Source organism: Sphingobacterium sp. 40-24 (genome assembly GCF_001899705.1).
Classification (GTDB): domain Bacteria; phylum Bacteroidota; class Bacteroidia; order Sphingobacteriales; family Sphingobacteriaceae; genus Sphingobacterium; species Sphingobacterium multivorum.
The window spans coordinates 306366-316787 of record NZ_MKWH01000060.1 but is presented as its reverse complement, the minus strand read 5'-3'; the positions used below and the strand labels follow the sequence as shown (position 1 = coordinate 316787).

General features: G+C 39.2%; 11 protein-coding genes. 6 read left to right on the top strand and 5 right to left on the bottom strand.

Annotation, left to right across the window (positions count from 1 at the left end; genetic code table 11):
• Positions 1-248: 248 nt before the first annotated feature.
• From BGP15_RS23000 to BGP15_RS22990, 3 genes are all read left to right on the top strand, one after another.
• Complete coding sequence (locus BGP15_RS23000) at positions 249-1823, top strand: M28 family peptidase (protein WP_159332736.1); 1575 nt, start codon at positions 249-251, stop codon at positions 1821-1823.
• 154 nt (positions 1824-1977) lie between these two features.
• Positions 1978-2910 carry a DnaJ C-terminal domain-containing protein gene (locus BGP15_RS22995; protein WP_286770821.1) on the top strand — a complete coding sequence of 311 codons (933 nt, stop codon included), beginning with the start codon at positions 1978-1980 and terminating at the stop codon, positions 2908-2910.
• Positions 2911-2914: 4 nt separating this feature from the next.
• Positions 2915-3205, top strand: coding sequence for a chaperone modulator CbpM (locus BGP15_RS22990; protein ID WP_046672278.1), 291 nt, complete (start codon positions 2915-2917; stop codon positions 3203-3205).
• A 23-nt stretch (positions 3206-3228) separates the two neighbouring features.
• On the opposite strand, the gene BGP15_RS22985 is transcribed toward BGP15_RS22990, so the two are convergent.
• The 5 genes from BGP15_RS22985 to BGP15_RS22965 form a co-directional block, all read right to left on the bottom strand.
• Positions 3229-4119 carry a hypothetical protein gene (locus BGP15_RS22985; protein ID WP_112373758.1) on the bottom strand — a complete coding sequence of 297 codons (891 nt, stop codon included), beginning with the start codon at positions 4117-4119 and terminating at the stop codon, positions 3229-3231.
• 16 nt (positions 4120-4135) lie between these two features.
• Complete coding sequence (locus BGP15_RS22980; RefSeq protein WP_286770820.1) at positions 4136-5869, bottom strand: energy transducer TonB; 1734 nt, start codon at positions 5867-5869, stop codon at positions 4136-4138.
• A gap of 31 nt (positions 5870-5900) precedes the next feature.
• Positions 5901-6269: a BlaI/MecI/CopY family transcriptional regulator gene (locus BGP15_RS22975; protein ID WP_046672281.1), complete on the bottom strand. Its 369-nt coding sequence runs from the start codon at positions 6267-6269 to the stop codon at positions 5901-5903.
• 150 nt (positions 6270-6419) lie between these two features.
• On the bottom strand, positions 6420-6824 hold the full coding sequence (gene arfB / locus BGP15_RS22970; protein WP_286770819.1) for an alternative ribosome rescue aminoacyl-tRNA hydrolase ArfB: 405 nt from the start codon (positions 6822-6824) through the stop codon (positions 6420-6422).
• On the bottom strand, positions 6821-7540 hold the full coding sequence (locus tag BGP15_RS22965) for a DUF1003 domain-containing protein (protein ID WP_070566208.1): 720 nt from the start codon (positions 7538-7540) through the stop codon (positions 6821-6823). Before BGP15_RS22965 ends, arfB begins: the two co-directional genes overlap by 4 nt.
• A gap of 361 nt (positions 7541-7901) precedes the next feature.
• Between BGP15_RS22965 and bshA the strand changes: the two genes are divergently transcribed.
• From bshA to frr, 3 genes are all read left to right on the top strand, one after another.
• Complete coding sequence (gene bshA / locus BGP15_RS22960; protein ID WP_046672291.1) at positions 7902-9044, top strand: N-acetyl-alpha-D-glucosaminyl L-malate synthase BshA; 1143 nt, start codon at positions 7902-7904, stop codon at positions 9042-9044.
• Positions 9045-9117: 73 nt separating this feature from the next.
• Positions 9118-9822 (top strand): UMP kinase, encoded by a 705-nt coding sequence (gene pyrH / locus BGP15_RS22955; RefSeq protein ID WP_046672284.1) that lies wholly within the window; start codon positions 9118-9120, stop codon positions 9820-9822.
• Between the two features lie 28 nt (positions 9823-9850).
• Positions 9851-10414 (top strand): ribosome recycling factor, encoded by a 564-nt coding sequence (gene frr / locus BGP15_RS22950; protein WP_070566206.1) that lies wholly within the window; start codon positions 9851-9853, stop codon positions 10412-10414.
• The last annotated feature ends 8 nt before the right edge of the window (positions 10415-10422 follow it).

Here is a 10422-nt window from a genome sequence, read left to right as displayed (position 1 = left end):
TGCGTACGCTTTACATAATTTGTGCCTTCTTTCATAACGATTCTTTTTATGTATCGCTATTTCAGGACGAGACATTAACATATTTTAAGAAGCGGATGAAAAGCAAATTATACTTTTCATCCGCTTTTTTTTATATATTGTGCAGATACTGGCACCTGTTATATCAATCAAGAAGATGATACGCAGCTGATCTGGTTAATTAAATTACAAAATAAGGTACTGAAAGTCACGCTAGTAAAAAATAAACAATGAAGAAAATATACAACCTACTTTGGATAGCATGCGCTCTGATGAGCTGTGCAAATGCACAGGACATAAACAGTAAATATGCCGATGAAATCACGGTAGAATCTACACAGAAGCATCTGCGCACTTTAGCTTCCGTCGATTTTGAAGGCCGGGGAACGGGTCAAAAAGGCGGACGTCTGGCAGCAGAATATATTGCCAATGAATTTAAAAAATATGGACTTAGTGCGCCTGTCAATGGATCCTATTTCCAACCCCTGCAACTAATTCGCAACAGCTTTAAAGTAAAACAGTTTAGTATTAACGATAGACCCTTTCAGCATGGTAAGGACATTTTCGTCATTGGCAACAACGAGAACAAATTCTTCGAAAGCAATGAAATCGTGTTTATTGGTTATGGCATAGATGATCCCAAGTATTCGGATATCTCGGGCTTGGATCTCCACAATAAGATCGTTATGTTGATCAACGAGAATGAGCCAACAGATGAGAAAGGAAATTCATGGATTAGCAGCAAGAAGACTGCTTCGGACTGGGCAACAACCCGAAATAAAAAAGTCAAAGAGATCCTTAAACACAATCCCAAAATGGTGTTAGCGATCAATAGTCAGCTGTCCCAACTTTTGGAGGATGCGGGAGACCGCGCCATTGAGGGCCGTTATAATTTGGCGGTGGACCAACCAGCGCCGGAAAAGTCGCCAATGATCCCTGTAGTCAACATTACAGACCATGCCGCAAATTATATACTAAACCTGGCGAGAACTAACCTTGCTACTGTTGTTGCAAAGATTAATCGTACGGGAAAACCTAATTCCTTCGTTATTTCAACAAATTTTAAAGCTGAGTTTGGCACCAATGCGGCTGCTTTAGCTGATCCAAACATTCTTGGCTATCTGGAAGGAACAGATAAAAAAGACGAAATCGTTGTGATCGGAGGCCACTACGACCACGATGGAATGGATTCCAAAGGCAATATCTTCTTTGGGGCCGATGACAATGCCTCGGGCACAACAGCCGTCCTTGAGTTGGCACGCGCTTTTTCGAAAGCTAAATCAACAGGAAATGGCCCACGTCGCAGCATTTTGTTCATCACCTATGCTGCAGAAGAAAAAGGTTTACTAGGTTCCAAATTCTATACAGAAAATCCGATATTTCCATTGAAAAACACCGTTGCATGCATCAATATCGATATGATCGGCCGTGTCGACGACAAGCATCTCAAAGGCAATCATGATTATATCCACGCTATCGGTTCAGATAAATTGAGCTCCGAGTTATATGAGATCAATAAAAATGAGAATGAAAAACATACGAAACTGGAGATTGACTATATGTATGACAATCCAAAGGATCCTATGCGTTTGTACTATAGATCCGATCATTATAACTTTGCCAAGAAAGGTATTCCTTCTGTCTTTTATTTTTCGGGCCTGCATCCGGACTACCACACGCCTGCAGATACCTATGACAAGATCGACTTTCCATTAATGGTAAAACGCGAAAAGCTCGCATTTTACACGGCATGGCAAATAGCCAATAGGGAAAATCGCCTGGTCATCGACAGTAATAAAGAGTAAGGTCAAATTATCGGCTTTATCAAGGATTATTTTGTACAATACAAAAAGCAAGTAAATGATTGTTTACTTGCTTTTTTTATGTACTAAAATGACCTTTAGCATAAACCTTTTATTCACAATTATTGTTATCTTTAATACAAAACAAGTATAATTTATGGCTTTTGTAGATTACTATAAAGTGCTTGGCATTGATAAAACAGCTTCTGCTGATGACATCAAAAAAGCATATCGAAAACTAGCCCGTAAATACCACCCTGATGTCAACCCCAATGACAATGAGGCCAAACAACGATTTCAGGAGATTAATGAGGCAAATGAAGTATTATCCGATCCCGAAAAGCGCAAAAAATATGACCAATACGGTGAACATTGGCAACATGGAGAGGGGTATGAAAAAGCGCAACAACAATACCGTCAGTCACAATCTAACGGAGGAAATCCATTCGGCGCTGGAGGAAATCCATTTGGTGGTGGCGGTTCCCATGAGTACACTGGAAACTTTGATGATGGGCAATTCTCTGATTTCTTCGAACAGATGTTTGGTAGCAGACGCGGAGGAGGCCGCCAAAGTACATTCCGCGGCCAGGACCTTAATGCGGAGCTCAGCTTAACCTTACAAGAAGCTTACACGACACATCAACAGACCTTCAATATCAATGGAAAAAGTATCCGCATCACGATTCATGCTGGCGTGGAGGATGGTCAGAAGATCAAACTGAAAGGTTATGGCGGAGAGGGCATCAACGGTGGTCCAAAAGGAGATCTCTATATCACCATCAACATCACACCTGATGCCCGTTTTAAACGTCAGGGGAATGACTTATACACAACACTTGATATAGACCTCTATACAGCTATTTTAGGCGGTGAAGCAACCTTAGATACATTCGGCGGCAAAGTTAAACTGAAGATTAAAGCCGAAAGTCAAAATGGTGCAAAAATGCGACTTAAAGGAAAAGGATTCCCCTTGTATCGCAAAGAAGGTGAATTTGGCGATCTGTATGTCACATTGAATATTCAAATGCCCAATAATCTGTCTGCCGAAGAAAAGGCCTTGTTCCAACAATTGAAGGATTTAAAACACTAATCTTATGGAAACGACACTCATTAAAGTCATCGACTTCTGCCAGTCCAGAAAGGTTGAAACAACATTCCTGCAAACCATGGAGGAATACGGACTCATACATATTGTCATTCAACAAGAAGAACAATATATTGATGAAGAAGAGCTCCAAAAATTGGAACGCTTTTCAAATCTCTACTATGATCTTGAAGTAAATCCTGCCGGAATTCAGGTTGCCAGTCACCTATTGGAGAAAGTTGAACAGCTCCAAAATGAAATTTCACATTTAAAGAATAAATTGAAAGCCCTGGATTATTGATCCAAGGCTTTCAATTTATTTCGTTAGAATTCGACATCCCGCTCTGTATTCACCTTGGTCTGCCAAACAATCTTGTCCTGCAATGTGGTATATAGAATTTCATAATCCCCTTTACAAGTCACAAAGGAACCATAAAAATCACCAGGCTTCATCACGCGGTAAACAACCAGTTTTCGTTCTCCGCCAACTTCACCATAAGCTTTCATTAACATGTAACCTGTTTTATTCACCTTTTCTTCCGGAATTTTATAATCTAAATGCGAACGGCTACTACCATCATCAGGACATAAAATCTCTGTGCGGCTCGGGGTAAATTTATAACGATCGCGATACATAGCAACATTAGACATCACTACATCCTTCGCCCACGCGATATCGGTAAAATCCTCCGGGAAAAGAAAGATCAGCGACACCATTTTCTCTTGCCAAAGGCGCCCGTTAAACGGAATTACAAAATGAAGCAGCTTTTGTCCCTTAAAAGTTGTAGTCGTATAAAAATATCGTCCCTCCTTATTTTGCTCCCGTTGAAAAGAACTTAAATCAAGTAGGTGATTTTTTTTCCCTTTTACATTTGGCGAGTTGTTGACTACAGCAAGCATGTCATACTGATATTTTCCTTCCAGATGTCCAGAAAACAAAACCTGATACGCGGTATCTGAATAGCGTAAATGGCGTAATACACGACGAAATCGATTGTCAACCTGCTTTGCATTAATCGGATTAGTCTTACCTTGCCAATTTTTATCCTCCATAATATCATCCCCGAGGAATACGGTAAGCTCTTTGTTAATATTAACAAAATACTCATCACCTTGTACAGCAAAACCGTTGGGAACCACTTTATAGGACTTACAGGAAGAAAGCATGGCCAAAACCACAATAAAATAGAAAATTTGAATGAATCTGCTCTGCATATTTATGATCTAATCTTTACTTCTTTAAATTTAAACGAATAGGCAATGTGTAAGCCACGCGTACCGGTTTACCGTTAACTAATCCCGGTTTCCATTTTTTCGCACCTTTTAGGAGCTCCAATGCCGCCTCTTTGGTTCCATAACCAAGATCTTTTTTCACATCAACATGGGATAAACTGCCATCCTTTTCGACAATAAAAGCCACTTCAACAATGCCTTTAACCTCCCGTTTAATTGCTGCTTCCGGAAAAACAAAATTATCGCCTACCCAGATCATAAAAGATCGCATTCCTCCAATAGGTGTTGGTTGCACCTCAACTTTATCAAAAGTTACTAAATCGGACTGAAAATCCAATGAAAGATTCCAGCGGTCGCTCTCATCTTCCGTCCTTATCGATTTTACTTCCTTGAGTTGTTTTTCCGTCTCTTCACCAGATTCAGCGCCCGGGAATGAATGAGATGACATCCGGACCTTTCTGCCCAATGTGTCAGTTTCCTCCCAATAGTACGTCGTTTTTCCGCCAACGGTAACGGGTAAGGAAAGCAGCGATCGAACGACTTTCCCATTGACGATTGCAGGTTTCCATTTCCCACTTGCTTTTACAGCATTTTCCACAGCGGATGCCAGGCCATAGCCCAAATCATTCTTAGCCTTTATATGGCTCAACTCACCATTTTTCTCCACGATGGCTGAGATGACAATTACCCCGATCACATTATTTTTGATTGCTTCATCACTCACGTGGATTCTACTGCCCAATCCCATGACATACTTTTTCATTCCTCCAACTGGAATAGCCATGATCTCAGGATCTTTGTAGACCTTACTGTCTTCATTTACCTGTCCATTTTTTAGCTCCTCAGACTGGCTCGGCAATGTCTGCTCATCAGTCACAGTTAAGCCATTAACGCTTTCTTCTACATCCGCTACCATAGCCTTGGCCCTACTCGTATTAAAGACCAACGTAGACCCCGCTACCACCAATAACATGGGCAGCACAATCACATATAACAAGCGTTGTCTTTGTACAGATTTATCTTTAAATAACATCGTGATGCGCTGCTTTAAAAAAGAATGATTGGAAAACTCATGTGAAAAAGCCAATTGATCTGTACGTAATGCATGAGCAACCAGCATTTCTGCATAAGCCACTTTATCGGTCGAGCAAATTTCATCTACAATATATTCGTGTTGAAACCTTATTTCCTTTTGAAAGAAATACACAACAGGATTGAACCAATTGAAAATTTTAAGTAGCTCAATCAACAGTAAATCATAGGAATGTCCCTGCTCAGCATGAACCTGCTCATGCCATGCAATATTCTTCTTGTTTTTAATCGATTTTCCAATCACAACCCGATTAAAAAAAGAAAAACTCAGGTACTCAGGAGAAGAACGCAATACCCGAACAAGTTGCCTGATCCGTATCGCCAGGAAAAAAAAGGCGATTCCCACTCCTATCCAATAGATCTTGGCAAGAATATCCAACAGAAAAAGAGTTTTTTTTTCGATCGGGCTCCCGATTTCGACATCCATATATGTTCCTAAGTCGACCTGTGGAATATGATTGGAAATCATTTCCGTCTTGGGTAATTCAATAAAAATACCCACAGGAGCTAATAAGGAAAATACAACCATTCCAATCAGATAGATCCGGTTCCATTGAAAAAAAGTAAGTTTTCTAAAAATCAGTTTGTAGAGCACAAAACTGATAATCAATGAAATATTGACAATCAATAAGTAAATCATAATCAAAAAGTTTATAAAAGGGTATTGGTTGTTATTTATTACGTTCGATGATCGATAAGATGTCATCAAGTTCTTTGATGTCCAGCCTATTCTCTTCCAAAAAATAAGAGAGCATACGCTTGGGCGAATTATCAAAATAATTCGTTAATAACTTTCCTGTGATACCTTTCTTATATTCCTCTTTTGAAATCTTTGGTAAATATTGATGACTTTTACCAAAAGATTCATGCCTTACAAAGCCCTTTGTTTCGAGAATACGAACGATGGTCGAGACCGTGTTATAGGCCGGTTTCGGCTCCGGAAGTCGATCAATAATTTCTTTGACAAAGCCACGGCCCATCTCCCAGAGCTCTTGCATAATCTGCTCCTCAGCTTTCGTTAACTCTTTAAAATCCTCCATAACTCCTCAGGAATAAAATAAATACCAAAATAATAAATCAATACACAAGTTATAACTAAAATCATAGTTTTACAACTAATAAATTAGTTTAAAATACAAAATACTGATAATTAAACAATTAATTTACAACAATACGTGATATTGTCATCTTTATTCGTCGAAATTCTTTTTCCTTGAGGCTTTCAATTGAGACTGCTGTTTCTTTCGATCCAGTCTTTTCAGCACACTCGAATACGGAGTTTTGGTTTTTTTACGGGGTTTTGCTGGCACAAGTGCGCCTTCCACTATACGCTTAAAGCGATCGATTGCGATTTCTTTATTACGGATCTGCGACCGATCGATATCGCACTCCAATTGCAGTATTCCTTCTTTATTGATACGGTTTGCCAACGCGCTGAAAATCATTGCTTTTTCTTCAACAGAAGCAGCTGTGGATAGCGCAACATCCCACTGCAACAATACTTTCGATGACACCTTGTTTACATGTTGTCCACCTGCTCCACCCGATCTGGAAAACTTAAACGTAAGTTCTCCTATTACTCCTTCTAAATTCATTTATTTTTAAATGCTTCTTCTATTTTTTCCATCTTTTTTAATAGAAAGCTCAATTTTTCCACTTGATCCCGTTGTACTTCGACAAGTTCTTGTTCTTTGCGGATAATGAGATGATCTATTTTCTCATGCAATTCCCTGATTTCGAGTTCAGCCTTTAAGTTGACCATATAGTCATTTCTTGCACGTTCACGATCCTTATCTTCTTGTCTGTTTTGACTCATCATAATAACTGGAGCTTGCAAAGCAGCTACGCAGGACAAAATCAGGTTCAGTAAAATAAAGGGATAAGGATCAAAGCCTTTATTATTTAACCAAAAGATATTGGCCGCAATCCAGACAATCAAAAATAAGACAAAGGAAATAATAAAGGTCCAGCTTCCGCCAAACTCAGCCACTTTATCGGCAACCCGGTCTCCTACGCTGACTGGCTCCATATTATCTCCATCCAAACTTGCGCTGATCACTTTATTTTCCTTAAAACTGTTGATGACCTGCTGATCCAATTGACTTAACTGTCCAGACTCATCTTTCAGAAATTCGGCGATATAAGTTTCTTTAAATCGTGTCAACTCACTTGCGGCGATATACTTGTCCTTACTAAAACCTGGATATTCCTTTTTTATCAGCTTAAAAATGGGTTGTCGGATTGAAGCCCCCAAAATACGTTGTTCCGAAGGAAATTGCTGTCCTGAAATATCACTTATAAAGTTATCCATATACCGATTTAATATCTATTTAAAGATAGTGCTTTTTAACCAATCAAAAAATTCACAAAACTATGGCAATTGGTTTTTGTTATTTTACGCATAAATAGACGAAATTTGCAACACAAAATTCAGGAATAAGCATCTTCAATTTACCTTGTTATCATAAAGTAAAATAAGAGGGCAATTGTCAAGCTAAAGAACTTCGTCGGTGCCACATGAATGAATAGCGTTTGTATGTAATGGACATTGCGAGTCTTGAACAACGACAATCAAAGTACTAACACGAGGTTCCCGGGAGCCTTTTAACAAAAAATAAACAGCGTTTATAACGGGATGCCGTTAAAATATGCGCTCAGACATAATTACGCAGATGAAAATAGGAATTGTTTGTTATCCCACCTTTGGTGGAAGTGGTGTAGTTGCAACCGAACTAGGAAAGGCCTTGGCCGCAAATGGACATGAGATTCATTTTATAACCTATCGACAACCTGCACGTCTGGATTTCTTTTCTGAAAACCTATACTATCATGAGGTAGCTGTTTCGCAGTATCCTCTTTTTGATTTTCTACCCTATGAATCTGCGTTAGCCAGCAAACTGGTTGATGTTGTTCGCTTCGAAAAGTTGGATTTGATCCACGTCCACTATGCCATTCCACATGCATCAGCGGCATTTATGGCCAAACAGATCTTACTCACTACCTACGGCATTAATATTCCTGTCGTGACGACTTTACACGGGACGGATATTACATTGGTTGGCAAAGACAAGAGTTTTAGTCCGGTCGTAACATTCTCCATCAATCAGTCCGATGGCGTAACCGCTGTATCACAGAATCTGAAAGATCAGACGCTTCAATATTTTGATATTACGCGCGATATCAAAGTGATTCCCAACTTTATTGACCTCGACAGATTTAGCAATAAAGATCGGTCACATTTCAAAAAAGCCATTGCCCCCGGCAATGAGCGTATATTGGTCCATACGTCCAACTTTAGAAAAGTCAAAAATACAGAAGATGTCATCCGTATTTTTAAGAAAGTACATGATGTTATCCCTTCCAAATTATTGATGGTAGGTGACGGCCCTGAGCGTCGAAATGCAGAAGAGCTATCCAGAGAACTTGATGTATGCAAGGACGTCCGTTTCTTGGGGAAACAGGATGCAGTGGAAGAAATACTGTCTGTATCAGATCTATTTCTGATGCCTTCAAGTTCGGAAAGTTTCGGTCTTGCGGCTTTAGAAGCCATGGCTTGTCAAGTTCCAGTTATCTCTTCCAATACTGGAGGGTTACCTGAGCTGAATGAAAACGGCGTCACTGGATTTCTCAGTGCTGTTGGTGATGTTGAAGATATGGCAAAGAATGCGATTTATATCTTGGAAGATGGAGAGCGCTTAGAAAAATTTAAGGAAGCGGCATTAAATCATGCGAAAAAATTCCAATTGTCCAATATTATGCCTTTATATGAACAGTATTACGGAGAAGTCATTAATCAAACAATAAAAGCACAATAAATATTATTTTAGGCTTAAGGGATAAAAAAAATATTTTATCTTTGACCTTTGGAAAATTTCCAAAAAAACAATTATGAAATACAAACGTATCTTATTAAAACTTAGCGGTGAATCCTTAATGGGTGACCAAAGCTACGGTATCGATATTAACCGTGTATCACAATACGCTAATGATATCAAAGAACTTCACGATCAAGGTCTAGAAATTGCAATTGTTATCGGTGGCGGTAATATATATCGTGGTCTAAGCGCCGAAAAATCAGGCATGGACCGTGTTCAAGCAGACTATATGGGCATGCTTGCCACAGTCATCAACAGCATGGCACTTCAAGATGCGCTTGAGAAAGTTGGGAAAAAGACACGTTTGCTTACTGCGATCAAAATGGAGCAAATCTGCGAACCATTTATTCGCAGAAGAGCTGTACGCCATTTGGAAAAAGGCCGTATTGTTATTTTCGGAGCTGGTACAGGAAACCCTTATTTCACAACGGATACCGCTGCATCTTTGCGTGCAATCGAAATCAATGCGGATGCCGTATTGAAAGGAACCCGTGTGGATGGTATTTACACCGCAGATCCTGAAAAAGATCCTACTGCAACAAAATTTGAAGAAATATCATTCACAGAGGTTTATGAGAAAGGATTAAATGTTATGGATATGACAGCCTTTACCCTTTGTCAAGAAAACAAATTACCGATCATCGTATTTGATATGAACAAACCAGGCAACTTATTGAAACTTGCTAATGGTGAACATGTCGGAACTGTGGTTAAATAATTTAAATCTGTAAAAAACGTAATCTTATATGAACGAACTAATTTCAATTGAATTGGACGATTGTAAAGACAAGATGTCCAAAGCAGTTGCTCACACCGAATCCGAATTAACTAAAATTCGTGCGGGTAAAGCTTCTCCATCGATGTTAGATGGAATTTCAGTAGACTATTATGGTAGCGCCACTCCACTTTCACAAGTGGCCAACATCAATACAACTGATGCACGGACTATTGTTATCCAACCTTGGGAAAAATCGCTCATCAACGCAATTGAAAAAGCTATCACTGACGCTAACCTAGGAATCAACCCACAGAATGACGGTATCGTTATTCGTCTGAATATTCCTCCTTTAACAGAAGAAAGAAGACGTGATTTGGTTAAGAAAGTAAAAGAAGAAACTGAAAGAGGCCGTATTGGTGTACGTAATATCCGTAAAGATGTCAACGAATCCATCAAAAAATTAAAAAATGACGGCGCTTCTGAAGATGAAATCAAAACTGCAGAAGGTGAAGTTCAAAAATTAACAGATGCATTCATTGTAAAAGTTGATAAATTGGCTGAACTGAAAGAAAAAGATATCATGACTGTTTAAGTTTTCCT